Annotated in this window: 22 protein-coding genes and 1 tRNA gene; 18 read left to right on the top strand and 5 right to left on the bottom strand. The window is 73.3% G+C overall.

The window, feature by feature from the left end; translation table 11 throughout:
- Positions 1-55: 55 nt before the first annotated feature.
- Positions 56-1567 carry a N,N-dimethylformamidase beta subunit family domain-containing protein gene (locus tag ABD946_RS28345; RefSeq protein WP_345288276.1) on the top strand — a complete coding sequence of 504 codons (1512 nt, stop codon included), beginning with the start codon at positions 56-58 and terminating at the stop codon, positions 1565-1567.
- A 27-nt stretch (positions 1568-1594) separates the two neighbouring features.
- Here the strand turns inward: ABD946_RS28345 and ABD946_RS28340 are convergent, their stop codons facing one another.
- From ABD946_RS28340 to ABD946_RS28325, 4 genes are all read right to left on the bottom strand, one after another.
- The gene (locus ABD946_RS28340; RefSeq protein WP_345288274.1) at positions 1595-3259 is read right to left on the bottom strand and encodes a penicillin-binding transpeptidase domain-containing protein; all 1665 of its coding nucleotides are present in this window, start codon (positions 3257-3259) and stop codon (positions 1595-1597) included.
- A gap of 119 nt (positions 3260-3378) precedes the next feature.
- Positions 3379-5211 carry a dolichyl-phosphate-mannose--protein mannosyltransferase gene (locus ABD946_RS28335; protein WP_380149430.1) on the bottom strand — a complete coding sequence of 611 codons (1833 nt, stop codon included), beginning with the start codon at positions 5209-5211 and terminating at the stop codon, positions 3379-3381.
- A gap of 75 nt (positions 5212-5286) precedes the next feature.
- Positions 5287-5721 (bottom strand): YdeI/OmpD-associated family protein, encoded by a 435-nt coding sequence (locus ABD946_RS28330; protein ID WP_345288272.1) that lies wholly within the window; start codon positions 5719-5721, stop codon positions 5287-5289.
- Positions 5722-5776: 55 nt separating this feature from the next.
- Positions 5777-6190: a VOC family protein gene (locus tag ABD946_RS28325; protein ID WP_345288270.1), complete on the bottom strand. Its 414-nt coding sequence runs from the start codon at positions 6188-6190 to the stop codon at positions 5777-5779.
- Positions 6191-6320: 130 nt separating this feature from the next.
- Here ABD946_RS28325 and rsmI point away from each other — a divergent pair, with 130 nt between their 5' ends.
- The 9 genes from rsmI to ABD946_RS28280 all read left to right on the top strand — a co-directional run bounded on the left by rsmI (position 6321) and on the right by ABD946_RS28280 (position 16022).
- Positions 6321-7169 (top strand): 16S rRNA (cytidine(1402)-2'-O)-methyltransferase, encoded by an 849-nt coding sequence (rsmI, locus tag ABD946_RS28320; protein ID WP_345288268.1) that lies wholly within the window; start codon positions 6321-6323, stop codon positions 7167-7169.
- A 260-nt stretch (positions 7170-7429) separates the two neighbouring features.
- The gene (locus ABD946_RS28315) at positions 7430-7840 is read left to right on the top strand and encodes a hypothetical protein (protein WP_345288267.1); all 411 of its coding nucleotides are present in this window, start codon (positions 7430-7432) and stop codon (positions 7838-7840) included.
- A gap of 246 nt (positions 7841-8086) precedes the next feature.
- Positions 8087-9706 carry a methionine--tRNA ligase gene (gene metG, locus ABD946_RS28310; RefSeq protein WP_345288265.1) on the top strand — a complete coding sequence of 540 codons (1620 nt, stop codon included), beginning with the start codon at positions 8087-8089 and terminating at the stop codon, positions 9704-9706.
- On the top strand, positions 9706-10575 hold the full coding sequence (locus ABD946_RS28305; protein ID WP_345288263.1) for a TatD family hydrolase: 870 nt from the start codon (positions 9706-9708) through the stop codon (positions 10573-10575). Before metG ends, ABD946_RS28305 begins: the two co-directional genes overlap by 1 nt.
- Positions 10576-10647: 72 nt before the next feature.
- Positions 10648-11247, top strand: coding sequence for a Uma2 family endonuclease (locus ABD946_RS28300; protein WP_345288261.1), 600 nt, complete (start codon positions 10648-10650; stop codon positions 11245-11247).
- Between the two features lie 16 nt (positions 11248-11263).
- On the top strand, positions 11264-12157 hold the full coding sequence (gene rsmA, locus ABD946_RS28295; RefSeq protein WP_345288260.1) for a 16S rRNA (adenine(1518)-N(6)/adenine(1519)-N(6))-dimethyltransferase RsmA: 894 nt from the start codon (positions 11264-11266) through the stop codon (positions 12155-12157).
- Positions 12154-13068 carry a 4-(cytidine 5'-diphospho)-2-C-methyl-D-erythritol kinase gene (locus tag ABD946_RS28290; RefSeq protein WP_345288258.1) on the top strand — a complete coding sequence of 305 codons (915 nt, stop codon included), beginning with the start codon at positions 12154-12156 and terminating at the stop codon, positions 13066-13068. Before rsmA ends, ABD946_RS28290 begins: the two co-directional genes overlap by 4 nt.
- 79 nt (positions 13069-13147) lie before the next feature.
- On the top strand, positions 13148-14137 hold the full coding sequence (locus tag ABD946_RS28285) for an aldo/keto reductase (RefSeq protein ID WP_345288256.1): 990 nt from the start codon (positions 13148-13150) through the stop codon (positions 14135-14137).
- Between the two features lie 82 nt (positions 14138-14219).
- Positions 14220-16022 carry an ABC-F family ATP-binding cassette domain-containing protein gene (locus ABD946_RS28280; protein WP_345288254.1) on the top strand — a complete coding sequence of 601 codons (1803 nt, stop codon included), beginning with the start codon at positions 14220-14222 and terminating at the stop codon, positions 16020-16022.
- A 175-nt stretch (positions 16023-16197) separates the two neighbouring features.
- On the opposite strand, the gene ABD946_RS28275 is transcribed toward ABD946_RS28280, so the two are convergent.
- On the bottom strand, positions 16198-17994 hold the full coding sequence (locus tag ABD946_RS28275; RefSeq protein WP_345288252.1) for an FUSC family protein: 1797 nt from the start codon (positions 17992-17994) through the stop codon (positions 16198-16200).
- A gap of 347 nt (positions 17995-18341) precedes the next feature.
- Here ABD946_RS28275 and ABD946_RS28270 point away from each other — a divergent pair, with 347 nt between their 5' ends.
- From ABD946_RS28270 to ABD946_RS28235, 8 genes are all read left to right on the top strand, one after another.
- On the top strand, positions 18342-19649 hold the full coding sequence (locus ABD946_RS28270) for an MFS transporter (protein WP_345288250.1): 1308 nt from the start codon (positions 18342-18344) through the stop codon (positions 19647-19649).
- A gap of 82 nt (positions 19650-19731) precedes the next feature.
- Positions 19732-19804 (top strand) — tRNA-Thr (locus ABD946_RS28265).
- A gap of 166 nt (positions 19805-19970) precedes the next feature.
- Entirely contained in the window at positions 19971-20660 is a 690-nt protein-coding gene (locus tag ABD946_RS28260; protein WP_345288249.1) for a LuxR C-terminal-related transcriptional regulator, read from the top strand.
- A 130-nt stretch (positions 20661-20790) separates the two neighbouring features.
- Positions 20791-21885, top strand: coding sequence for a galactose-1-phosphate uridylyltransferase (galT, locus tag ABD946_RS28255; protein ID WP_345288247.1), 1095 nt, complete (start codon positions 20791-20793; stop codon positions 21883-21885).
- Positions 21878-22840 carry a UDP-glucose 4-epimerase GalE gene (gene galE, locus ABD946_RS28250; RefSeq protein WP_345288245.1) on the top strand — a complete coding sequence of 321 codons (963 nt, stop codon included), beginning with the start codon at positions 21878-21880 and terminating at the stop codon, positions 22838-22840. The genes galT and galE overlap by 8 nt, the downstream gene beginning before the upstream one ends.
- Positions 22837-23967, top strand: a complete 1131-nt coding sequence (gene galK / locus ABD946_RS28245) for a galactokinase (RefSeq protein WP_345288244.1) — start codon at positions 22837-22839, stop codon at positions 23965-23967. The genes galE and galK overlap by 4 nt, the downstream gene beginning before the upstream one ends.
- A 305-nt stretch (positions 23968-24272) precedes the next feature.
- Positions 24273-25139, top strand: a complete 867-nt coding sequence (locus ABD946_RS28240) for a LuxR C-terminal-related transcriptional regulator (RefSeq protein ID WP_345288242.1) — start codon at positions 24273-24275, stop codon at positions 25137-25139.
- Between the two features lie 58 nt (positions 25140-25197).
- Positions 25198-26067 (top strand): polysaccharide biosynthesis protein (locus tag ABD946_RS28235; protein WP_345288240.1); only part of this gene is annotated, 870 nt, incomplete at its 3' end.

The raw sequence follows: 26067 nt of genomic DNA, 5'->3' as shown, positions 1-26067 counted from the left end.
GGACGGTCCGCGTGGTGCGGGCCGCCGGCGGGCGACGGCCGGGCACGATACGGACATGTCGTACCCGACCGGACGCCGACGCTTCCTCGGACTCGCCGCCGCGGCTGTCGGCCTGACGGCCTGCGGGCAGACCGTCGGCTCCCCGGCGCCGGAACCCACCGCCCCCGACCCGTCCCCGTCCCCCGTCCAGGACGAGAACTCCCGCCCGGGCAACGCCGATTGGGCGATCACCGACCCCGGCCCGCGCGAGGCCGTCCAGGGCTACGCCGACCGGGTCAGCGTGCTCCCCGGCGAGTCCTTCGGCCTGCACGTCTCCACCACGGCGCCCGGCTTCACCGTCTCCGCGTACCGCGCGGGCTGGTACGGCGGAGCCCGGGCCCGGCTGGTCTGGCGCTCCGAGCGCCTGCCCGGCACCCTCCAGCCGGCCGCCACCACCGACCCGCGCACCCGCACCGTCCGCGCCCCCTGGCCGCGCAGCACCACCGTGGACACCACCGGCTGGCCGGAGGGCAGTTACCTGCTCCGCCTGGACGCCGACACCGGCCACCGGTACGTCCCGCTCACCGTCCGCTCCCGCTCCACCGCCGGACGGAGCGTCGTGGTCAACGCGGTGGCCACCTGGCAGGCGTACAACGAGTGGGGCGGCCACAGCCTCTACAACGGGCCGACCGGCGGCTACGCGACCCGGGCGCTGGAGGTCAGCTTCGACCGGCCGTACCACTACGACGACGGGGCGGGGCTGTTCCTGGTCTACGAGGCCCCGCTGATCGCCCTGGCCGAGCGGCTGGGCATCCCGCTCGCCTACACCACCGGGCCCGACCTGGCCCGCTCCCCGGAGCTGCTGCGCGGGGCCACCGCCCTGCTCTCCCCGGGCCACGACGAGTACTGGTCCGACGAGCAGCGCCGCCACGTCACGGCCGCCCGCGAGGCCGGGACCAACCTCGCCTTCCTCGGCGCCAACTGCTGCTACCGCCGGGTCCGGTACGAGTCCTCGCCGCTGGGCGAGGACCGCACCGTGGTCTGCTGGAAGAGCGACTACCGGGACGACCCGGGCTTCCGGGCCGGCCGGCCCGCCACCTGCGACTTCCGGGAAGGGCCGGGCGCCGACCCGGAGAGCGCCCTGCTCGGCGTGATCTACGACGGCTACCCGGTGGACGCCGCGTACGTGGTGAGCAACCCCGGGCACTGGCTGCTGGAGGGCACCGGCGCGCAGGAGGGCGACTCCTTCCCGCACCTGGTCGGGGTCGAGTACGACCGGGTGCTCCCCGCCGACCGGCCGACGCCGGGGCCGATCGAGCTGGTCTCCCGCTCCCCGGTGGTCTGCGAGGGCCGCCGCTCGTACGCCGACTCCGCGTACTATACGACCCCGGGCGGGGCCGCCGTCTTCGCCACCGGCACCATGCGCTGGGTCGAGGCGCTGGACGCGAACGGCCCGGGCGGCGGGAGGGCCGACCACGGCATGGACCACCGGGCCGGGGCCTTCACCCGCCGGGTCACCGAGAACCTGCTGCGGGCCTTCGCGGCCGGCCCGGCGGGCCCCGCACACCCGGTGCGGAGCCCGCTCTGACGGAGGGTCAGCCCCCGGTCGGCCCGGTCAGCCGTTGCCGAGCTTGAGGACCGCGGCCGCCGCCGGCCCGGCCGCGGCCGCGCCGTGGCCGCCGCCGCCGACCTCGGCGGCCACCGCGAGGTTGCCGCGGTAGGCGGTGAACCAGCTGTTGTCGTCCTTCTGGCCGTCCACCTGGGCGGTGCCGGTCTTGGCACCCGCGTTGGCGGTGATGCCGCGCATCACGTTGGCGGCGGTGCCCTGGGTGGCCGTCAGGTTCATCATCTGGCGCAGCCCGGACAGGGTGGACGGGGAGAGGGTCCTGGCGGCGGTCTGCTGCTCGTAGCCGGGGACCAGGATCGGCTGCTTGAAGGTGCCGTTCTGGACGGTGGCGGAGACCGAGGCCATGGTCAGGGCGTTCATGGTGATCTTGCCCTGGCCGATCATCTGGGCGGCCCGCTCGGTGGCGCCGTTGGGCACCGGGGCGCTGGCCGGGGCGAGCGGCAGACCGGTCTTCCAGGTCGGGCCGATCCCGAAGGCGTCCCGGGCCAGCGTCTCCATGTCGCCGTTCTTCAGGACCTCCTGGCCCTTCTTGATCATGGCGGTGTTGCAGGACTGGGCGAAGTCCTGGGAGAGCTTGTAGTCCGAGTGGTCACCGTCGAAGTCGTTCTTGAAGGTGCGGCCGGACACGTTGAGGGTCTCCGGGCAGGCCACCACGTCGTCCGGCTTCACTCCGGCCTCCAGGAAGGCGGCCACCGAGACCACCTTCATGGTCGAGCCGGGGGCGATGGCGGCCAGGAAGGCACGGTTCTGGCCGGTGGCCGGGGCGTTGGCGATGGCCAGGATGTTGCCGGTGGAGGGCTCGATCGCGACCAGTGAGGCCGGGAGCCTGCCGTTCTCGGAGGCGGTCTGCACGGCCTTCTCGGCCTCGGCCTGGAGGGTCGCGTCCAGGGTGACCTTGGCGGCCGCGCCCGCCTTCGGCTCGGTGAGGGTGAACAGCGTCTCCTGGGAGCCGTTCGCCTTGGTGATCACCACGCCGGTGCCGGCGTCGCCCGGGTTCACCTCGGCCGGCTTGATGTTGGCCAGCAGGCCGTTCAGGGTCGGCGAGTTGAGCTTCCTGCCCTTGCGGTCCACCACGCCGGTGACCTTGGCGGTGATCGGCTTGATGTCGGCGAACTCACCGGGCTTGAGCTTCGGGTTGAGCACACTCGACGCCCACTGCACGGCCGCCTTGCCGTCGCTCATCTTGACCAGGTTGAGCCGGCCCTCGTAGGTCCAGGCGCCGGCGACCCCGGCGAACTCCACCTTGGCCTTGAAGGTCAGCGGAACGCTGGTGCCGCCACCCGCGGCGGGGGCGGCGGAGGCCGACGCCGAGGCCGAGGCGGACGGTGAGGGCGCGGCGGTCGGGGCCCCGCCGGGGGTCAGGGTGATCGCGCTCGGCTTCAGGCGGTCCTGGAAGTTGCGCAGTTCGGTGTTGGCGGTGTCCGGCTTGTCGGTGAGCTTCCCGGCGGCCTCGTAGTCACCCTTGGCCCAGGCCTCCAGGAAGGCCTTCGCGCCGGTCGCGGCCAGGTCGGCCGCCGGGGCCTCGGCCACCACGGTGCGCACCTTCGGCGCGGAGTCCTCGGAGCCGTCGGAGACCGAGTCGTAGATGTTGTACGCGCCGAGCCCGGCCACGCCGAGCATGCCGGCGCCCACGACGCCGATCCCTATCTTCACGCCCGTGTGCATGGTGCTGTTCCCCCGATGGTCATGGCAGGTCCAGCCCACCATAAGCCGAGGTCAACGGTGCGTGGGCGATCCACCCGCCCGTTGTTGCAGAGCTGGTACGGAGCCGGTCAGATCCAGGTGTTGAACCACATCCGGCTGCGCCAGTCGTCCATCGGGATGGTGCGGCCGCTGAAGATCGGCAGGAAGTAGGCGAAGTTCCACATCACCAGCAGCACGATCACCCCGGCCGCCGTGCCGCCGATCAGCCGCCGGTCCCGGCTCGCGGTGGCCGGCCCGATCAGCGCGCCGAGCATCATGGTCACCGCCAGGACCAGGAACGGGACGAAGACCACCGCGTAGAACAGGAAGATCGTCCGCTCCTGGTACACGAACCAGGGCAGGTACCCCGCGGCCAGGCCGCAGAGGATCGCGCCCGCCCGCCAGTCCCGCCGGGCCACCCAGCGGTACAGGCAGTAGAGCACCGCCACGATCCCGGTCCACCAGAGCAGCGGCGTGCCGATGCCGAGCACCTCGGTGGCGCACTCGCTGACCTTGCAGCCCGACTGGCCCATCTTCGGGGACTCGTAGAAGAAGGAGACCGGGCGGCCGACCAGCAGCCAGCTCCACGGGTTCGACTGGTAGGTGTGCGGGCTGGTCAGGCCGACGTGGAAGTCGTACATCGTCGCGTGGTAGTGCCAGAGGCTGCGCAGCGACTCCGGCACCCAGCTCATGCCGAACTGGAACGGCATCTCGACGCCGAACACGGTGTCGGGCGACAGCCCCGCCCGGTGCGCCGCCCAGTCCCGCCCGTAGCCCCGGGCGGACGCGAACCAGCCGGTCCAGGAGGCGACGTAGACGACGACGGCGATCAGCGGCATCACCAGGCCGGCGAACGCGAGGTCCCACAGGGCGAAGCCCAGCGGGTTCCTGGAGCCGGCCGCCTTGCGGGCGCCGTAGTCCCAGCAGACGCCGAGGAGCAGGAAGGCGACCGCGACGTAGATCCCGCTCCACTTGGTCGCCGAGGTCAGCCCGATGCAGACCCAGGCCGCGATCCGGTACGGCCGCACCCCGACGAACCACCAGGCGTCGGGCTTCCCGCCCTGCTCCAGCCGACGGGCGATCAGACCCCGGGTGCGGTCCCGGTCCAGCAGCAGGAAGCCGAAGGCGGCCAGGCACCAGAACATCACCACCAGGTCGAGCAGCGCCGACCGGCTCATCACGAAGTGCAGCCCGTCCACCGCGAGCAGCAGGCCGGCCACGCAGCCCAGCAGCGTGGAGCGGAACAGCCGGCGTCCGATCCGGGCGATCATCAGTACCGAGAGGGTGCCGAGCACCGCCACCACGAACCGCCAGCCGAAGGGGTTCATCCCGAACAGCTGCTCGCCCAGCCCGATCATCCACTTCCCGACCGGCGGGTGGACGATGTACGACGGGTCCTCGCGGAACGGGATGGACTGCTGCGGCGCCATGATCTTGGTGTTGGCGTCGTCCGGCCAGCTGGTCTCGTAGCCCACCTGCCAGAGCGAGTACGCGTCCTTGGCGTAGTAGGTCTCGTCGAAGATCAGCGAGTGCGGGCCGCTCAGCCCGGAGAACCGCAGCACCCCGGCGAAGACCGCCACCGCGACCGGGCCCAGCCAGCCGGCCCAGCGGCAGAGCCAGGACCAGAGCGCGTCCGGCAGCCGCACCCCGAGCGAGAGCAGCACGGGGGAGGGCGCCACCCGACGGGGCGTCACCTTCGGGCCGTCCGGCATCGGCGGCACCAGCCGTTCGGCCACCGGGGCGGGCTCGGCCGCCCGGTGTCCGAGCCGTTCCAGCGCCCGGCGCCAGCCCGACGCGCCCTCTTCGCCGTCCCGGGGCCCCGGTACCGCCACCGCCTCGTCCAGCAGCGCAACCGCGCCCGCCTCCGAGTGGTCTACGCCAACCGGTCCCTCGGGACCCTTCTCGCCGCTCACCCGCCACATCGTAGGGGCGCCCCCCACCAAGACAATGGCCCGCCGCAAAGCTGCCCGATTCGTCACCAAATAAAGGGACCTCGGTCAGCCGCGCAGGGTGGCGACGGCCTTCTCGATCCGACTCCGCCGGGTCTCGGGCTTCTTGGCGTCCTCGACCGTGCGGACGTGCTGGCGCTTGCGGCTGTCGGTGAGCAGGTCATACGCGGCGCGGGCGGCCGGCTCGGCGTCCAGCGCCGCGGCGAAGTCGTCCGGCAGCTCGACCGTCCGCGGCTCGGTGTCGAGCTCCAGCTCCACCTCGACCTCCTCGCCGATCTCCACGCCCGCCGCCCGCCGGTTGGCGTTGCTGAGCCCGAGCAGGTGACGGCCGCGCAGGACGGCCACCCGGCTGCGCCAGGAGTGCCCCTCGACCGTGATCACCACCGGCGGCCGGGCGCCCCCGCCGAGCGCCGCCACCACCTCGGGCGGCACCTCCAGTCCCCGCATGGGCTCGGGCGGTTCGACGGTGGCGAGGAACTTCATGACCTGCAACTCCTGACTCTGTCGGTTCGGGGTCGGTCCGGGCGGCCGGACGGGGCTACTCGGCGTACGGCTGGTCCTCGCCCTGGGCGCTGTAGCCGAGGCTCCAGACGTAGCCGTCCGGGTCGGCGAAGGTGCCGCCGTAGCCGCCCCAGGGCAGCGCCCCGGCCGGCTTGAGGACGGTGGCGCCGGCCTTGGCGGCCTCGGCCATCACCTCGTCGACCCGGGCCTCGCTGCGCACCACGTAGGTCAGCACCAGCCCGCTGAAGCCGCTGCCCTCCGCGCTGGTGCCGACCAGGCCGGCCAGGCCCTCGCGGCCGTAGAAGCCGACCGGCGAGGCGCCGTCCGACTCGAAGAAGACCGAGATGCCGAAGTCGTTCTTGATCTTCCAGCCGAGGCCCTCGGTGTAGAACTCCTTGGCCCGGTCCATGTCCCGGACGCCGAGCAGGATCGAGCTGACGTGAGCCTTCATGGTGTTTCTCCTCGGTGAGGTCGTGTGCTGCTTGCCGTGCTGCTTGCCGTGATCTCCACGCTAAGGGCCACCCGGCCACCGGTGCTTCTCCATTCCTGACCGCTCTCCCCGGGTCTGGGAGGATGGGCGGGTGACTGGCGTACTGGTGCTTGCAGGAACCCCCATCGGCGACGTGGCGGACGCGCCGCCCCGGCTGCTGACCGAGCTCGGCTCGGCCGACGTGATCGCCGCCGAGGACACCCGGCGGCTGCGCCGGCTGACCCAGGCGCTCGGGGTGGAGCCCACCGGGCGGGTGGTCTCCTACTTCGAGGGGAACGAGGTCGGCCGCACTCCCGAGCTGGTGGAGGCGCTGAAGAACGGCTCCCGGGTGCTGCTGGTGACGGACGCCGGGATGCCCTCCGTCTCCGACCCGGGCTACCGCCTGGTGGACGCGGCGGTGGCGGCCGGCATCAAGGTCACCGCGGTGCCCGGCCCCTCGGCCGTGCTGACCGCCCTGGCCCTGTCCGGCCTGCCGGTGGACCGCTTCACCTTCGAGGGCTTCCTGCCCCGCAAGAACGGCGACCGGGCCCGCACCCTGGCCGAGCTCAAGGCCGAGCCCCGCACCATGGTCTTCTTCGAGGCCCCGCACCGGATCGCCGAGGCGCTGGCCGCGATGGCCGAGGCCCTCGGTGCCGACCGCCCGGCCGCGGTCTGCCGCGAGCTCACCAAGACCTACGAGGAGGTCAGGCGCGGCCCGCTGGCCGAGCTGGCCGCCTGGGCGGCGGAGGGCGTCAAGGGCGAGATCACCGTGGTGGTGGCGGGCGCCCCGCCGGCCCCGCCGCAGGAGCACACCCCGGCCGAGCTGGCCCGGCTGGTGGCCCTGCGCGAGGAGGCCGCGGGGGAGCGCCGCAAGGAGGCCATCGCCTCGGTGGCGGCCGAACTGGGGCTGCCCAAGCGGGAGGTCTTCGACGCCGTGGTGGCCGCCAAGCACGCCGGTTGAACCGCGCTGCCGACGAGCGCCGGGGGGCGCGCGAACAGCGCGCAAACGGTGGCTGAGCAGCGACGTTCCCGGGCGCGTACCGTGGAGGGAGCACTGGGTAAAGCCAAGGCTCGTTGAAGCTTTCACCCGCTTGTCGTACAAGGCTCTCCAATTCGGCACCAAGGTTCGGCAAGCCGGTTGGCGGAGCACGGGCCCCGGGCATTCCCTGAGATGGAAAGACCCGAGCCGGGCGAGCGCCCGGCGGGCGCTGGGAGACGGCCATGAGCGACACGATCGGCACCCCGACCACCACCCCGGCCAGCACGCAGTTCACCAAGCACGTCCCGGTGGAGGTCGTCCACGAGGCGTACTCCTTCGCCTGCCTCAGCTGCGGCTACGGCTGGGAGCAGGGGTACCGGATCGAGCACCACACCGCGCGCGACGGCTCGACCCTGATCGAGTACCACGCGAACGGCGTCCGGGTCCCGTCCCCGCTGCTCAAGCCCACCTGCCCCGGCTGCGGCGGCCACACCGTGCGGATCATGCGCGAGGGCCGGGTGGCCACCGCCGAGCACAACTGGCACTCCTCGCCCGGCTACGCCTCGCACGCCGAGCCCGAGCGCACGGTGACCAGGCTCCCGCACCGCTCCTTCCGCACCTGGCTGCGCTCGCTCTTCGGCCGCGCCGCCTGACCCTCCGGAGCCGTCCCCCGTCCCGGAACCACCCCCGGCCCAGGCCGACCGTCAATTGGGGAGCGGCGTCGCGGCGTCGGGGCACGCACCTCGCCGGCTTCTCGTCAGTCGCCGATGCTCCGCATGGACTCCCTCCTCGGCGCCGCCGAGCCACGCACCCCGACGCCGCTCCTTCTCCCACCCCCCAATTGACGGTCGGCCTTAACGAGTCGAGGGTGGTTCCTTCGCGCCGCTAAGATTTCGGCCATGGCGGCCACTGCAGAGCACAGCACCACCGAGGCATCGAACTCGGCCTACTACGTCACCACCCCGATCTACTACGTGAACGATCGCCCGCACCTGGGCCACGCGTACACCACCGTCGCCGGGGACGTCCTCACCCGCTGGCACCGCCAGCGCGGCGAGAAGGTGTGGTACCTGACCGGTACCGACGAGCACGGCCAGAAGATCATGCGGACGGCGGACGCCAACGGCGTGACCCCGCAGGAGTGGTGCGACCGGCTGGTCGAGCAGGAGTGGAAGCCGCTCTGGCAGCACCTGAACGTGGCCAACGACGACTTCATCCGCACCACCCAGAAGCGCCACACCGACCGGGTCCAGGAGTTCGTCCAGGACCTGTTCGACAAGGGCGAGATCTACAAGGGCGGCTACTCCGGCCCGTACTGCGTGGGCTGCGAGGAGTACAAGCTCCCCGGCGAGCTGCTCCCCGGTGCCACCGAGGACGAGAAGCTCTGCCCGGTGCACAAGCGCCCGGTCGAGTGGCTGGAGGAGGAGAACTACTTCTTCCGGCTCTCCGCCTACGGCCCGCAGCTGCTGGAGTTCTACGCGGCCAACCCGGACTTCATCCAGCCCGCCTCGGCCCGCAACGAGGTGCTCCGCTTCGTCGAGCAGGACCTCAAGGACCTGTCGATCTCCCGCTCCACCTTCAACTGGGGCGTCCCGCTGCCCTGGGACGAGAAGCACGTCCTCTACGTCTGGGTCGACGCGCTCCAGAACTACATCACCGCCGCCGGCTACGGCTCCGACCCGGAGCGCTTCGCCGAGCTCTGGCCCGCCTCGGTGCACCTGGTCGGCAAGGACATCCTGCGCTTCCACGCGGTGATCTGGCCGGCCATGCTGATGGCCGCCGGGCTGCCGCTGCCCAAGCGGGTCGTCGCCAACGGCTGGCTGATGGTCGGCGGCGAGAAGATGTCCAAGTCGAACCTGACCGGCATCTCCCCGCAGGACCTGACCTCGCACTTCGGCGTGGACGCCTACCGCTACTACTTCCTGCGGGCCATCCCGTTCGGCACCGACGGCTCGTTCTCCTGGGAGGACTTCTCCGCCCGGTACACCTCCGAGCTGGCCAACGACTTCGGCAACCTGGCCTCCCGGGTGGCGGCCATGGTCGGCAAGTACTTCGACGGGAAGCTCCCCGCTGCCACGGCGGCCGGCGAGGCCGAAGCCGCCGTCGCGGCCGGGCTGGTGACGGCCACCCAGGCCGCCGACCAGAAGATCGGCGAGGAGCTGGACTTCGCGGGCGGCATCGCGGCCGTCTTCGAGTTCATCAAGCAGGTCAACGGCTACCTCACCGAGCAGGAGCCGTGGAAGGTGGCCAAGGACGAGTCCGCCGAGGGGCAGGCCCGTCTCGCCACCATCCTCTACACCGCCGCCGAGGCGCTCCGGGCCACCGCCGTGCTGCTCAACCCGCTGATGCCGGTCACCGCCCAGAAGCTCTGGGACTCGCTCGGCGCGGAGGAGTCGCTCGGCACCCTCGCCTCGCAGACCATCGCCACCGTCGCGGACTGGGGCCGGCTGCCGGCCGGCGCCACCGTGGTCAAGGGCGAGATCCTGTTCCCCCGCCTGGAAGAGAAGCCCGCAGCCTGATGGCCGACGACCGCTCGACCCCGCCGCCGCTGCCGGCACCGCTCGCGGTGCCGGTGGCCGACTCGCACACCCACCTGGACATGCAGTCCGGCACCCCCGCGGAGGGCCTGGCCAAGGCCGCCTCGGTCGGGGTGACCACGGTCGTGCAGGTCGGCTGCGACGTGCCCGGCTCCCGCTGGGCCGCCGAGCTGGCGGCGGAGTTCGAGCAGGTCCACGCGGCCGTCGCGCTGCACCCCAACGAGGCGCCCCGCCTCGTCCTCGGCGACCCCGACGGGTGGTCCGGCCAGCGCCGGACCCCCGGCGGCTCGCCCGCCCTGGAAGCCGCCCTGGCCGAGATCGACGCGCTGGCCGCCCTCCCGCAGGTGCTCGCCGTCGGCGAGACCGGCCTGGACTACTTCCGCACCGGCCCCGAGGGCGTGGACATCCAGAAGGAGTCCTTCCGCCGCCACATCGAGATCGCCAAGCGGCACGGCAAGGCGCTGGTCATCCACGACCGCGACGCCCACGAGGACGTCATCTCCGTCCTGCTGGAGGAGGGCGCCCCCGAGCGCACCGTCTTCCACTGCTACTCCGGCGACGCCGCCATGGCCAAGGTCTGCGCCGAGCACGGCTGGTACCTCTCCTTCGCCGGCCCCGTCACCTTCAAGGCCAACCAGCCCCTGCGCGACGCCCTCGCCGTCACCCCCCTCGACCGCGTCCTGATCGAGACCGACGCGCCCTTCCTCACCCCCCACCCCTACCGCGGCCGCCCCAACGCCCCGTACCTCATCCCGGTCACCCTCCGCTCGATGGCCGACACCCTGGGCCTGCACGAGGACGAGCTCGCCACCGCCATCGCCGCCAACACGGCCCGCGCCTTCGGCTACTGAGCCGGAACCGGACGAAGTTCGGATTCGAGGGAAACGATTCGGCACTCTCGCGCCACCCCCATGCTGGCTAGCATGAGTGCAGTGAGGGAGGTGGCGATGACCGCCGAGCCGATCGACTGGATGAATCCGCCGTCCCAGGGCTGGACGTACGAGCAGGCCAAGAACCTCGACCTGCCGTTCGAATGGGATCTGGTGGACGGAGTCATCGTGGTCCGGGGACAGACGAATCAGTGGCACGACCAGGTGCGGGACCAGCTCTTCCTGGCGTTGGCCTCCGCGCGTGTGGCGCCGTACGCCGCGAACGTCGAGCGTTGCGTGCTGCTGGACCCGGACAACACGACCAAGCCGGACGTCGTGGTCTTCGACAAGACCGGGATCGACGTCTTCGAGCTTGAGTGCCTGCCGCCGTCGGCCGTCGTGCTGATGGTCGAGGTGGTCTCGCCCGGCACCCGGGCCAACGACCGCTTCCGCAAGCCCGGCCAGTACGCCGACCGGGGCATCCCGTCCTACTGGCGGGTCGAGCGCGGCGACGACGACCTTCCGGTGGTGCACGAGTTCCGCCGGGACGAGACCCAGGGCGTCTACCTTCCGGTCACCGTGCACGAGGGGCTGCTTCGGACCGAGCTGCCCTTCTCCATCGAGGTCGATCTGAAGCAGGTCGTGGAGCTCTGACCCTTATCCTTGCCGGGTGAGCAGCACCGAAGAACCCACCGCCCCCGACAACACCCACCTGCTGGGCGCCGCGGACATCCGCGAGCTGGCCGCCGCCTTCGGGGTGAAGCCGACCAAGCAGCGCGGGCAGAACTTCGTCATCGACGGGAACACCGTGCGGCGGATCGTCCGGGCGGGCGGGGTGACGGCCGAGGACGCGGTGGTGGAGGTCGGGCCGGGGCTGGGCTCGCTGACGCTGGCGCTGCTGGAGGTGGCGGAGCACGTCACGGCGGTGGAGATCGACCCGCTGCTGGCGCAGCACCTGCCGACCACCGTCCGGGCCCGGATGCCGGAGCGGGCCGACCGCTTCGACCTGGTGCTCAGCGACGCGATGGAGGTCACCGAGCTGCCGGGCCCGCCGCCCACCGCGCTGGTGGCCAACCTCCCCTACAACGTGGCCGTCCCGGTGCTGCTGCACATGCTGGCCACCTTCCCGAGCATCGAGCGCACCCTGGTGATGGTGCAGAGCGAGGTCGCCGACCGCCTCGCCGCCAAGCCGGGCAACAAGGTCTACGGCGTCCCGTCCGTGAAGGCCAACTGGTATGCGGACGTGAAGCGGGCCGGCGCCATCGGCCGCAACGTGTTCTGGCCCGCGCCGAACGTCGACTCGGGTCTGGTCTCGCTGATCCGCCGCGAGCCGCCGAAGACCACCGCCACCCGGCAGGAGGTCTTCGCCGTGGTGGACGCGGCCTTCGCGCAGCGCCGCAAGACCCTGCGGGCCGCGCTGGCCGGCTGGGCCGGCTCGCCGGCCGCCGCCGAGGAGGCGCTGCGCGGGGCGGGCATCGACCACACCCTGCGCGGCGAGATGCTGACGGTGGAACAGTTCGCGGCGATCGCCGAGCACAAGCCGAAGGCGGAGGCCGCCCAGTGATCACCGTACGGGTGCCCGCCAAGGTCAACGTGCAGCTGGGCGTGGGCGGTCTGCGCCCGGATGGCTTCCACGACCTGGCCAACGTGTTCTTCGCGGTCGCCCTCGGCGACCTGGTGACGGCCCGTCAGGGCGAGGGCGTCACGCTGACCTGCGAGGGCCCTGGCTCGGACCAGGTGCCGCTGGACGACTCCAACCTCGCCGCCCGGGCGGCGTACGCACTGGCCGCCCACCACGGCATCGAGGCGAACGTCGCGCTGCACATCGAGAAGGCCATCCCGGTGGCCGGCGGCATGGCCGGCGGCAGCGCGGACGGGGCCGCCGCGCTGGTGGCCTGCGACGCGCTGTGGAAGCTGGACACCCCCGCCGAGGTGCTGCACGAGCTGGCCGCCGAGCTTGGCTCGGACGTGCCGTTCGCGCTGCTCGGCGGGGTGGCGCTGGGCCGGGGCCGGGGCGAGATCCTGACCCCACTGCCGGTCGAGGGCACCTTCCACTGGGTCTTCGCGGTGGCCGACGGGGGCCTGTCCACCCCGGCGGTGTTCCGCGAGTGCGATCGGCTGCGGGCCGAGGCGGGGACGGGCTTCACCGAGGAGGAGGTGACCACCCCCGACGCCGACCCGGCGCTGCTCGCCGCCCTGGCCGACGGCGACCCGACGGCCCTGGCCGGGGCGCTGGCCAACGACCTCCAGGCCGCCGCCGTCTCGCTGCGCCCCTCGCTGGCCGCGACCCTGCGGACGGGCACCGAGGCGGGCGCGCTGGCCGCGCTGGTCTCCGGGTCCGGCCCGACCACCGCCTTCCTGGCCAAGGACGCGGAGGCGGCCGAGGGCATCGCCCGGGCCCTGCGCGACTCCGGCACCTGCCGGGCCGCGCACGTCACCCACGGCCCGGTCCCGGGGGCCGCCGTCACCGCTTGACCTGGAGCGCGCTCCAGCTTCCAGACTCGTGGTCACGGGCCCGTAGCTGACGGGCCGTGAGAACGGGGAGAGCTCCGCCATGCGCTACCGCACCATCGGCACCGACCCGCAGCACCGCCGCGAGGTCAGCGTCCTCAGCCTGGGCGCGATGCTGTTCGGCACCCGCACCGACGAGGCCACCGCCTTCGCGGTGCTGGACCGCTTCGTCGAGGCCGGCGGCACCTTCGTCGACACCGCCAACAACTACGCCTACTGGCTGGACGGCAGCCGCGGCGGCGCCAGCGAGCGGGTGCTCGGCCACTGGCGGCGCAGCCGCGGCATCACCGACGAGGTGGTGATCGCCACCAAGCTGGGCGCCCGCCCGATGGCGGCCGGCACCGGCTACGTGGAGAACCGCGAGGGCCTGTCGGCGGCGGCGATCCGGCAGGAGGCCGAGGAGAGCCGGCAGCGGCTCGGGGTGGAGAAGCTGGACCTGCTCTACGCCCACGTCCAGGACCCGACGGTGGAGCTCGCCGAGACGGTGGGCGCCTTCGGCGAGCTGGTGGCGGAGGGCACGGTCGGCCTGCTGGGCGTCAGCAACCACTGGTCCTGGCAGGTCGAACGGGCCCGTGGCCTGGCGGCCGCGCGCGGCCTGGCCGGGTACGAGGTCCTCCAGTACAGCCACAGCTACTTCCGCCGCCGGGCCGACCGCCCCAGCCCGCTCTCCCCGGACGGCGACGCGGGTGTGGTGGTCGGCGACCTGCTCTCCTACGTCCGGGCCAACCCGGAGCTGGCGATGGTCGCCTACTCCCCGCTGCTGGGCGGCAGTTACGGCAACGAGGCGGCCAAGCCGCTGGACCCGTCCTTCGACCACGCCGGCACCCGGGCCCGGAGCGCGGTGCTGGACCAGGTCGCGAAGGAGGCCGGTGCCACCCACAACCAGGTGGTGCTGGCCTGGCTGCTCGGCGGCGAGGTCCCGGTGATCCCGCTGACCGGTGCCTCCTCGGTGGCCCAGCTGGACGAGAGCCTGGCCGCCCTCGACCTGGAGCTGACGGAGGATCAGCGGGCCCGGCTGGACGCCGCTCACTGAGGGCACCGACGGCCGCTCGACTAGGCTGGACAGGTCCCGGAGGCGTACTCCGGGACTGTCCCTAGCTCAGGAGCGCGCAGCAGTGGCCGTCAACCTCGCCACCATCGAGTCCGTCAGCAAGGTCTACGGCACCCGGGCCCTGCTCGACGGGGTCAGCCTCGGCGTCAGCGAGGGCGACCGGATCGGCGTCGTCGGCCGCAACGGTGACGGCAAGACCACCCTGATCCGGATGCTGGCCAAGTTGGAGGAGCCGGACAGCGGGCGGATCACCCACTCCGGCGGCCTGCAGATGGCGGTGCTCACCCAGCACGACTCGCTGGACCCGAAGGCCACCATCCGGCACGAGGTGATCGCCGACCGGGCCGACCACGAGTGGCTCGGCGACGCCCGCATCCGCGACATCATCCAGGGCCTGTTCGGCGGCCTCGACCTGCCCGGTTTCGCCGACGGCCTGGACACCGTGATCGGCCCGCTCTCCGGTGGCGAGCGCCGCCGGATCGCGCTGGCCCAGCTGCTGCTCGGCGAGCACGACCTGATCGTCCTCGACGAGCCCACCAACCACCTGGACGTCGAGGGCATCGCCTGGCTCGCCCAGCACCTGCAGAACCGCCGCTCCGCGCTGGTCTGCGTGACCCACGACCGCTGGTTCCTGGACCAGGTCTGCACCCGGATGTGGGACGTCCAGCGCGGCGAGGTCCGCGAGTACGAGGGCGGCTACTCCGACTACGTCTTCGCCCGCGCCGAGCGCTCCCGGATCGAGGCCACCGAGGAGCAGAAGCGGCAGAACCTGGCCCGCAAGGAGCTGGCCTGGCTGCGCCGCGGCGCCCCCGCCCGCACCTCCAAGCCGCGCTACCGGATCGAGGCGGCCAACGCCCTGATCGCCGACGTGCCGGAGCCCCGCGACAAGAGCGAGCTGATGAAGTTCGCCAACGCGCGCCTGGGCCGTACGGTCTTCGAGCTGGAGGACGTGACGGTCAAGGCCGGCCCCAAGCTGCTGCTGGAGAACCTCACCTGGAACCTCGGCCCCGGCGACCGGATCGGCCTGCTCGGCGTCAACGGCGCCGGCAAGACCTCGCTGCTGCGCGCCATGCAGGCCGCGTACGCCACCGAGGGCGACGTGCAGCCCGCGTCGGGCGTCATCAAGGTCGGCAAGACCGTCCGGCTGGCGTACCTCTCCCAGGAGATCGCCGAGCTGGACCCGGCCACCCGGGTGCTCCAGGCCGTCGAGCAGGTCCGCGGCCGGGTCGACCTGGGCAAGGGCCGGGAGATGAGCGCCGGTCAGCTCTGCGAGCAGTTCGGCTTCGGCAAGGACAAGCAGTGGACCCCGGTCGGGGACCTGTCCGGTGGTGAGCGCCGCCGCCTGCAGCTGCTCCGGCTGCTGATGGACGAGCCCAACGTGCTCTTCCTCGACGAGCCCACCAACGACCTCGACATCGAGACCCTCAACCAGCTGGAGGACCTCCTCGACGGCTGGCCCGGCTCGATGATCGTCATCTCCCACGACCGCTTCTTCATCGAGCGCACCACCGACACGGTGCACGCCCTGCTCGGCGACCAGCGGCTGCGGATGCTCCCCAACGGCGTCGACGAGTACCTGGAGCGTCGGACCCGGATGGCCGAGCAGGCCGCCGCCGCCTCGGCCGTCCAGGCCCCGGTGACCGCGGCCAAGCCCGCGGGGGACACCCGGGCGGCCAAGAAGGAGATGCAGAAGCTGGAGCGCCAGATCGCCAAGCTGGACCAGCAGGAGTCCAAGCTGCACACCCAACTGGCCGAGCACGCGGCCGACTTCTCCAAGGTCGCCGAGCTGGACGCGCAGCTGCGCAAGGTCCGCGAGGACAAGGAGGAGCTGGAGATGGCCTGGCTCGAACTGGCCGAAGAGGTCTGAGCAAGGGGATCGGCAGGGCAGCGACCCAGGGGCGCGGGGAACTGCGCGAGTCCGGAAGGCGGCTCACGTGCAACTGACCCACCGTCAGCCAGTTGCACGTGCTGCCGTTCCCCCGCGCGCAGTTCCCCGCGCCCCTGGGGCCTTCGGCCCCGGGTCGCTGCCCTGCCGCGCGGCATCACGCCAGTAGCGCGTCGAGTTCGTTCGCGGCGCGGGCCAGGGCGCTGAGCGCCGGGTCGTGCGGTTCGGTGGGCCGTACGGCCGGGCCGCCCGGGGGGCGGTGGCCGCGGGCGGCGGCGGTGAGGCGGTCGAGGGCCTCGAAGACCCGGGCGGCCTCCGCGGGGTCGGGGGCCCGGCCGCCGTAGCGGATCTGGGCGCCGTACGCGGCGACGGCGCCGGAGAGGCGTTCCAGGGCGGCGGTGGCGGGCAGCCACTGCGCGGCCAGCCGCCCGTTCGGCGGTGGTTCGGTGAGCCCGTGCTGCACCTCCTGCCGGGCGTCCGCGAGCGCGCGGTACGCGGTGCGCCGCAGCCAGACCTCGGCCACCGGCGGCCCGTCGTCCACCACCGAGGCCAGGTAGGCCCGGACGGCGGTGGCGGCCGCGACCAGCCGGGGTTCGATCCGGTGCTGCGGCCGTTCCGGCCAGAGCAGGTAGCCGAAGACCAGCACGATCGCACTGGCCAGCGCGGTGTCGAGGACCCGGGGCCAGAGCTCCTCGGTGCCCGGCTCGCCGCCGAGCTGCACCAGGATCAGCGCCATCGGCGTCATCACCGCCGCGTTCAGCCCGTAGTGGACGCCCAGCGAGTACGGCAGCAGCGCGACGCAGAGCGCGGCGATCGCCGCCAGCCCCCACTCGGACGAGGTCAGCGAGAGCAGCCCGGCGGTCACCGCGACGCCCAGCACGGTGCCGACCGAGCGGCTGACGGCCCGTTGGAAGACCGAGCCCAGGTCCGGCTTGAGCACGAAGGCCACCGTCATCGGCACCCAGTAGCCCCGGCTGAGCGGCACCCCGGCGGTGAGCAGCGAGGCCACCGCGATGCAGAGCGCCACCCGCAGCCCGTAGCGGACCGAGGCGGGCGAGAGCAGCCCGGCCCGCAGCCGCCACGGGTCCGGGGGAGGGGCGGGCGCGGTGCCCAGGGCCACCGGCCGTCCGGCCACCGCCTCGGTGAGGTCGCGCAGCGCGGCGTCCAGCGCGCGCAGCGCCGGGGTGTCGGGCTCCCAGGCGGGGTACGGGGGCGGCGGACCGGCGCCGAGCACGGCGGCGGCCAGCCGTCCGGGCAGCTCCGCCACCTCGGCGGGCACCGGCCGCCAGGCCCAGAGCAGGCCGCTGGCGGTCTCGGTGACGGCCAGGGTCGCCTCGTACAGGGTGCGCAGCCGCCGCACCCGCTCCGGTTCCTGACGGCCCGTCCGGGCGGGTGGCAGGAGGTCCTGGAGCTGGTTGAGCCGGGCGGTGAGGACCTGGCGGGAGCCGGCGCCGCGCGGGGTGCCGAGGTCGGCGAGGGTGGTGCCGAGGGCGGCGAAGGCGGCGGCCAGGGCGCGGCGGCGCGGGTCCGCGGCGGGGCGGGAGGAGCGGTGCAGCGCGCCGAGCAGCACCACGTACGCGGCGCCCAGCAGCATGGTCGGGGCGGCGGCCCACCACGGGGCGGCGAGCGGCATCCCGGCGCCGAGGGTGGCCGAGACCAGCAGCAGCATGCCGGCGCCGGAGCCGCGCGGGCCGGTCGCGCTCAGGGCGCCGGAGGCGAAGGCGAGCACGGTCAGCACCACGGCGGCGAGGGCGGTGGGGGCCCCGAAGTGCTGCAGCGCGGCGCCGGTCAGCATCCCCAGCGCGGAGGCCCCCACCGCACCGGCGATCCTCGGCACCCGCAGCCCGGCGGGCTCGTCCCGGTCGTTCATGGTCGCGTGCATCGCCCCGAGCCCGGCGTACACCCCGAGGTCCAGCCGCCCGGTCAGAAACCCGAGCGCCAACGGGGTCCCCATCCCCGCCGCCCCGCGCACCATCAGCCCCCACGGCACCGGCGGCCGCCCCGTCCTGGCCGCATGCGCCCACCACGAAGCCGACCCTTGCTCACCCACGACGCCAGCTTAGAACGTTGCTTCGAGGGCGTACGTGGTCACACCGCTGGGGGCGCGGGGAACTGCGCGAGTCCGGAAGGCGGCTCACCTGCAACTCATGCACCGTCAGTCAGTTGAACCTGCTGCCGTTCCCCTGCGCGCCCCGCGGCGGAGCCGCAGATCAGCAGAGCCTCGCGCCCCTGCGGGGCGCTGCCGTGTTTTCACCCGATTGCCCGCTGTTCTGCGTACCCGTACGGCCGCCAGGGTGGGGCATGACGCCCACTCAGGCCCCCGCGCTGCGCCGGGTCGCCGCCGCCGCGCTGGTCGGCACCACGATCGAGTTCTACGACTTCTTCATCTACGGCACCGCCGCGGCCCTGGTCTTCGGCCAGGTCTTCTTCCCCGGCCTCGGCACCACCGGCTCCCTGCTCGCCGCCTTCTCCGTCTACGCCGTGGCCTTCCTGGCCCGCCCGGTCGGGGCGGTGCTGTTCGGCCACTACGGCGACCGCCTCGGCCGGAAGGCGACGCTGGTCGGCTCGCTGCTGCTGATGGGCGTCTCGACCGCGCTGGTCGGGCTGCTGCCCGGGTACGGGGCGTGGGGGATGTGGGCCCCGGTGCTGCTGGTGGTGCTGAGGTTCTGTCAGGGGATCGGTCTGGGCGGGGAGTGGGGCGGGGCCGCGCTGCTGCTGGCCGAGCACGCGCCGAGCGGGCGCCGCGGCCGGTACGGCGGCTACCTGCAACTCGGGCCCTGCGCCGGGTTCTTCCTGGCCAACTCGGTCTTCCTGCTGCTCTCCGAGGGTCTGAGCCGCGGGGCCTTCCTGTCCTGGGGCTGGCGGGTGCCGTTCCTGGCCTCCGCCGTGCTGGTGGCGTTCGGGCTGGTGGTCCGGCTGAAGGTGGCGGAGTCGCCGCTCTTCGCCGAGCAGCCGGAGCGCCCGCGGGTGCCGGTGCTGGAGCTGCTGCGCGGGCACGGGCGGGAGGTGCTGCTCGGCGGGCTGTCGATCATGGTGGGCTACACCGTCTTCTACCTGACCACGACCTACGCGCTGGCCCACGCCACGGTGGACCTCGGGATGCCCGGCGGGCTCGTCCTGGCGGCGCTGCTGGCCGGTTCGGCGGCGATGGCCGGCACGGTGTGGCTGAGCGCGGGCTGGGGCGACCGGTTCGGCCGGCGGCTCACCCTGCTGGCCGCGACGGCGGTCACCTCGGGCTGGTCACTGCTGCTCTTCCCGCTGCTGGAGACCCGGCGTCCGGTGGCCGCGGGGGCGGCGCTGATCGGGGCGATGGCGGCGCTGGGCCTGCTCTTCGGGCCGATCGCCTCGTACCTGCCGGAGCTGTTCCCGACCCGGCTGCGGTACACGGGGGTGGCGCTGAGCTACAACCTCGGCGGGGTGGTCGGCGGAGCGACCGCGCCGCTGGTCGCGACCCGGCTGGCGGCGGAGTACGGGACCGCCGCACCGGTGGGTTGGTACGCCGCCGGGGTGGGCGTGGTCTCGCTGCTCGCACTCCGGGCGCTGCCCGAGACCAGGGGGCGTGACCTCGCCGCCGTACGCCCCGGGAGCCTCGCGGCGGAGGCCGGCTGAGCGGATTTCACATGCGGGGCGATCACCGTGTAATGTCTTCCTCGTTCGACCGGCCCGGTCAGAAGGAAACGAAGACCGGCAAGCCCCTATAGCTCAGTCGGTAGAGCGTCTCCATGGTAAGGAGAAGGTCTGCGGTTCGATTCCGCATGGGGGCTCGGACAGAAGGCTCCCGCCGTTACGGCGGGGGCCTTCTTTCGTTTCCGGGAGCGTCACGGCTGCGCGCACTCTGGCGGGCCGGGGCCGGATGCGCTGTGATGGTGCGTCAACGGCCGCCCGCCGGTCGCGGAGTGGGGTGCGCCGGACGTGGACTGGGAGGGCGCCGTGGGCGTTCGGCTCGTGGTGGTCGACGACCACCGGCTGCTCGCCGAGGCACTGGCCTCGGCCCTGCAGCTGCGCGGGCACCGGGTGCTGGCGATCGGTTCGCCGGCCCGGTCGGTGTGCGAGCTGGTGACGGCGCGCCGTCCGGAGGTCTGCCTGGTCGGCGTGGCCGGCCCGGGGGGCCCGGACGCCTTCGAGCCGGTGCGGCGGTTGCGGCGGGACCGGCCGGAGATCGCGGTGGTGGTGCTCGGCCCGGTGGGCGAACCCGGGCGGGTGGCGGCGGCGTTCGCGGCGGGGGCGGCGGGGTACGTCCGCAGCGACGAGCGGATCGAGGTGGTCGAGCGGGCCATCGCCCGGGTGCGGGCGGGGGAGGCGGCGGTCGCGGTCGAGGTGCTCCAGGGGGCGTTCGAGCGGCTGCTGCGACCGGTGGCGGAGCCGGACGACGACGCGGTGCGGCTGCTGCGGGCGCTGACCCGCCGTGAGGTCCAGGTGCTGCTGCGGATCGCCGAGGGCCAGGACACCGGCGCCATCGCGGAGGGCATGGGCATCGCCCCCAGTACGGCCCGGACCCACGTCCAGCGGGTCCTGATGAAGCTCGGGGCCCGCACCCGCCTGGAGGCCACCGCCACCGCCGCCCGCACGGGACTGCTCGACCGGATCACGCCGGGCCCCGGAGCGCGTGCAACGGGCTGACGTGCCCTCAGCGGCGGCGGCCGCCTCCCGGTCCGCGCAGTTCCCCGCGCCCCGGGATCACCATCACCGGCGACGCGGGCGTGCGCCCTTGGCTGTTGACTCTTGTTGGGTTCTGTTCGACCATGTTGCCGTGCAGAAGACCACCACCAAGCTTGCCGACGGCCGTGAGCTGATCTACTTCGACGCGGACGGCAGCACCGCCGACCGGAACTACAGCGACCTGCGTCCGCTGGAGCCCACCACCGCGCTGTCCGAGATCCGCCGCGACCCGGTCACCGGCGACCACGTGACGGTCGCCGCTCACCGCCAGGGCCGCACCTACCACCCGCCGGCCGACGAGTGCCCGCTCTGCCCGTCCAAGGACGGCCGGCTGAGCGAGGTGCCGGCGCCGGACTACCAGGTCGCGGTCTTCGAGAACCGCTTCCCGTCGTTGGCCCCGGGAGCCGCCGAGCACGTGGCCACCGACCGGACCGCCTTCCACGAGACCGCCCCCGGGGCGGGCCGCTGCGAGGTGGTCTGCTTCACCCCGCAGCACGACGCCTCCTTCGCGAGCCTCACCGAGGACAGGGCCCGGCTGGTGCTGGACGCCTGGACCGACCGCACGGCGGAGCTCTCCGCACTGCCGGGGATCGAGCAGGTGTACTGCTTCGAGAACCGGGGCGTGGAGATCGGCGTGACGCTGGCCCACCCGCACGGGCAGGTGTACGCCTTCCCGTTCGTCACCCCGCGCTCCGCCAAGGCGGCGGCCGCCGCCACCGCGCACCGCGCCGCCACCGGCCGCAACCTCTTCGAGGACCTGATCGCCGATCAGCTCGCCCACCCCGAAAGGGTGGTGCTGGCGGGCGAGCACTGGACGGCCTTCGTCCCGTTCGCCGCCCGCTGGCCGTACGAGGTGCACCTCTACCCGAACCGCCGCACACCGGACCTGACCGGCCTGGACGAGGCCGCGCGGGCCGAGTTCCCCGGGATCTACCTGGAACTGCTGCGCCGCTTCGACCGTCTCTTCGACACGGACGCGCCTACCCCGTACATCTCCGCCTGGCACCAGGCGCCGGCCGGTCACCGTGACGAGCTGGCACTGCACCTGGAGCTCTTCACGATCCGTCGTACGGTAGGCAAGCTCAAGTTCCTGGCCGGGACCGAATCCGGCATGGACGCTTTCATGAACGACGTGTCGCCGGAACAGGCGGCACACCGCCTGCGGGAGGTCGCAACACATGGGTAAGTACCTGGTCACCGGTGGCGCCGGATACGTCGGCAGCGTGGTCGGCGCGCACCTGCTGGAGGCCGGCCACCAGGTGACGGTGCTCGACGACCTCTCGACCGGCTTCCTGGAGGGCGTCCCGGCGGGCGCCGAGTTCGTCCGCGGCCGGATCCAGGACGCCGCCGAGGTGCTGGACTCCTCCTACGACGGCGTGCTGCACTTCGCCGCCTCCTCGCAGGTCGGAGAGTCGGTCGCGGACCCGGAGAAGTACTGGCGCAACAACGTGGCCGGGTCGCTGGAGCTGGTCAGCGCGATGCGCAAGGCCGGGGTCCGCAAGCTGGTCTTCTCCTCCACCGCCGCCACCTACGGCGAGCCGACCGAGACCCCGATCAAGGAGACCGCCGCCACCGCGCCGACCAACGCGTACGGCGCCACCAAGCTGGCGGTGGACCACCTGATCACCAGTGAGGCGATCGCCCACGGCCTCGCCGCGGTCTCGCTGCGCTACTTCAACGTCGCCGGCGCGTACGGTGCCTACGGCGAGCGGCACGACCCCGAGTCGCACCTGATCCCGCTGGTCTTCCAGGCCGCGCTGGGCCAGCGCCCGCACATCGCGGTCTTCGGCGAGGACTACCCGACCCCGGACGGCACCTGCATCCGCGACTACATCCACGTCGCGGACCTGGCCGAGGCCCACCTGCTGGCGATCGCGGCCGCCAAGCCCGGCGAGCACCTGATCTGCAACCTCGGCAACGGCAGCGGCTTCTCGGTCCGCGAGGTCATCGAGTCCGTCAAGCGCGTCACCGGCCGGGAGATCCCGGTCGTGGTCGCCGACCGCCGCCCCGGCGACCCGGCCGTCCTGGTCGCCTCCGCCACCCGCGCGCACGAGGCGCTCGGCTGGACCCCCCGCCGCCCGGAGCTGGACGACATCGTCCGCGACGCCTGGCAGTTCACCCTGGAGAAGAAGCAGGCATGACCGATTTCCAGTCCGTCCACGGAGCCGCCCCGACCGGTGTCTGGGCGGCCCCCGGCCGCGTCAACCTGATCGGCGAACACACCGACTACAACGACGGTTTCGTGCTCCCGATCGCCCTGCCGCACGCCGCCCGTGCGGCCGTGCGGCTGCGCACCGACGGCCTGCTCCGCCTCTGGAGCGAGCAGGGCGACGGCCAGGTGACCGAGCTGGAGGTCGAGGGGCTCGCCCCCGGCTCCGTGGAGGGCTGGGCCAAGTACCCGGCCGGCGTGGTCTGGGCGCTGCGCGAGGCCGGGCACCCGGTCGGCGGCGCCGACCTGTGGTTCGACAGCGACGTGCCCGGCGGGGCGGGGCTCTCCTCCTCCGCCGCCCTGGAGTGCGTGGTCGCCACCGCCTACCGGGACCTGTACGACCTGCCGCTGAGCAACGCCGACCTGGCGCAGCTGGCGCAGTTCGCCGAGAACGCCTTCGTCGGCGTCCCGTGCGGCGTGATGGACCAGATGGCCTCGATGTGCTGCTCCGAGGGCAACGCCCTGGTGCTGGACACCCGGGACCTGACGCAGCGCCAGGTCCCGCTGGACCTGGCCGCCCACGGGCTGTGGCTGCTGGTGATCGACACCCGGGTCAAGCACGACCTGGCCGACGGCGCCTACGCCGAACTGCGGGCCGGCTGCGAGAAGGCGGCCGCACTGCTCGGCCTGCCGGCCCTGCGCGACCTGGCACCGGAGGGCCTGGCCGGCGCACTGGAGCGGCTGCCCGAAGAGCTGGCCCCGCTGGTCGCCCACGTGGTGACCGAGGACGCCCGGGTGGAGCAGGCGGTCGCGCTGCTGGACGCGGGCGAGTTCGCCGCGCTCGGCCCGGTGCTGACGGCGGGTCACGCCTCGCTGCGCGACGACTACCGGGTCTCCTGCCCGGAGACCGACCTGGCCGTCTCGGCCGCGGTCGAGGCGGGCGCCCTCGGCGCCCGGATGACCGGCGGCGGCTTCGGCGGCTCGGTCATCGCCCTGGTCCGCGAGGGACTCCTGACGGAGGTCGAGGCCGCCGTACGGGCCGCCTTCGCGGCAGCCGGGTACGCCGAACCCCGCACCTTCACCGCCGTCCCCTCCGCCGGAGCCCGCCGCCTCTCCTGACCGGAGCCGCGCCCCGGGGCCGGAGGCCCCAGGGGCGCGGGGAACTGCGCGCGGGGGAACGGCAGCACCTGCAACTGGCTGACGGCGGTTCAGTTGCAGGTGAGCCGCCTCCCGCCCCGCGCAGTTCCTCGCGCCCCCGGCATCACCACGTGCGTCCGCCGCGCCACCGCGCTCCGCGTGCGTCCGAAGCGCCACCGCCCCCGTGCCCCACGGAACTTCACGAAACCCCCACCGACCCGCCCCCCACTTCCGTACGCTGAGTCCGGTACCGGTGGGGGTCGGCACCTGAGCAGGGGGGTACGACGATGGGGCGGGTTCGCGTCCTGGTGGTCGACGACCACCGCATCTTCGCCGAGGCACTGGCGGCCACCCTGGCCGCCGAGCCCGATGTCGAAGTGGGTGTGGCCGGGAGCGCGGCCGGGGCCGAGCGCGCCCTGGAGCGGGCGGCCACCGAGGGGCGTCCGTTCGACGTCATCCTGGTCGACGCCGACCTCGGCGCCGCCGCGCGGCGGCCGCGCCAGCCGGTGGAGCCGGAGGCCCCACCGGGCCGCGCCCCGGCACCGCGGCGGCCACCCGGACCGCTGCCCCTCGCCACCGTGCCCCGCCCCGCCTCCGGCCCCGCGCCGGACGGGCTGCTGCTGCTGGCCCGGGCCGCCCGGAGTCATCCGGAGCTGCGGGCCGTGGTGCTGGCCACCGAGGACGACCCGCGCCGTGCGGTCCGCGCCCTCCAGGCCGGAGCCGGCGGCTGGGTCGCGAAGGACAGTTCGCTGCCGCGTCTGATGGCCGTGATCCGCGGCGTCCTGCGCGGCGAGACGCACCTCCCGCCGACCCTGCTCACCGGCGTGGTACGGGAGTTGACCGCCGCCCGGCGGGACCGGACGGAGAGCGAGCGGCTGGTGGAGACACTGACCCCGCGCGAGGAGGAGGTGCTCCGCTGCATGGTGGCCGGTCTCGGCCGGCAGGCCGTCGCGGAGCGGCTGTACCTCTCCCCGCACACCGTCCGCACCCACATGCAGAACGTGCTCGGCAAGCTGGGGGTGCACTCCACCCTCGCCGCCGTGGCCGTGGCCCGGCGGGCGGGCGTCAGCCCGTCCGAACCGTCCGGGCCTCCCCAGCGCACCACCCCATCCACCCCAACCGTCGCCTCGACCGCAGGCCCCGGCGCCGGCTGACCGGCCCCCCATGCCCCAGGTACCGACTCCGTCAGGTCAGGGAATCCGGAGGACACCCATGTCGCCGTACAGCAATGCCGCACGCCTGAACCCGTTCGACCCTTCATCAGGGGACGGCGGTCAGGGTCTGCGCACCATCGTGGTCGGAGCCGGTGCGGCCGGCTCCGCACTGGTGCGCGACCTGGGCCGGACGCCCGAGTTCGGACTGGTCCCGGTCGGCCTGCTCGACGACGACCCGCTGAAGGCGGGCGAACTGGTCGGCGGCGTCACGGTGTTGGGGACGCTCACCGAGCTCACCGAGCTGGCCGTGGAGAACAGGGCGCAGGTCGTGGTGCTGGCCATCCCCGGGCTGGCCCACCAGAAGGTCCGCGCGCTGGCCACCGCCGCCGCGGCGGCCGGAGCGGCCGTCCGCTACCTGCCCTCCTTCCTGGCGGCGCTGCGCCGCGAAGTGGTCGGCTCCGACCTGCGCTCGCTGGACGTGAACCGGCTGATCGGCCGTCACGAGGTGCACGTGGTCTCCTCCGACGTCCGCGCCGTGATCGAGGGCAAGCGGGTGCTGGTCACCGGCGCCGGCGGCTCGATCGGCAGCGAACTCTGCCGCCAGGTCCACGCGTTCGGCCCGTCCGAGCTCTACATGCTGGACCACGACGAGTCCAACCTGCACCGGCTCCAGCTGGAGATCTGGGGCGAGGCGCTGCTCACCGACGACTCGCTGGTGATCGCCGACATCCGGGACCGGCCGCGGATCCAGCAGATCTTCCGCGACCTGCGCCCCGAGGTGGTGTTCCACGCGGCCGCGCACAAGCACCTGCCGCTGCTGGAGCGTCACCCCAGCGAGGCGGTGAAGTCCAACGTGCTCGGCACCGACAACCTGGTGGAGGCCGCGCTGGCCACCGGCGTGGAGCGGTTCGTGCTGATCTCCACCGAC

Origin of the sequence: Kitasatospora albolonga, assembly GCF_039535905.1 — a bacterium.
GTDB classification, from domain to species: domain Bacteria; phylum Actinomycetota; class Actinomycetes; order Streptomycetales; family Streptomycetaceae; genus Kitasatospora; species Kitasatospora albolonga.
Note: the sequence above shows the minus strand (reverse complement) of the source record. Positions and strands in the feature narration are given on the sequence as shown.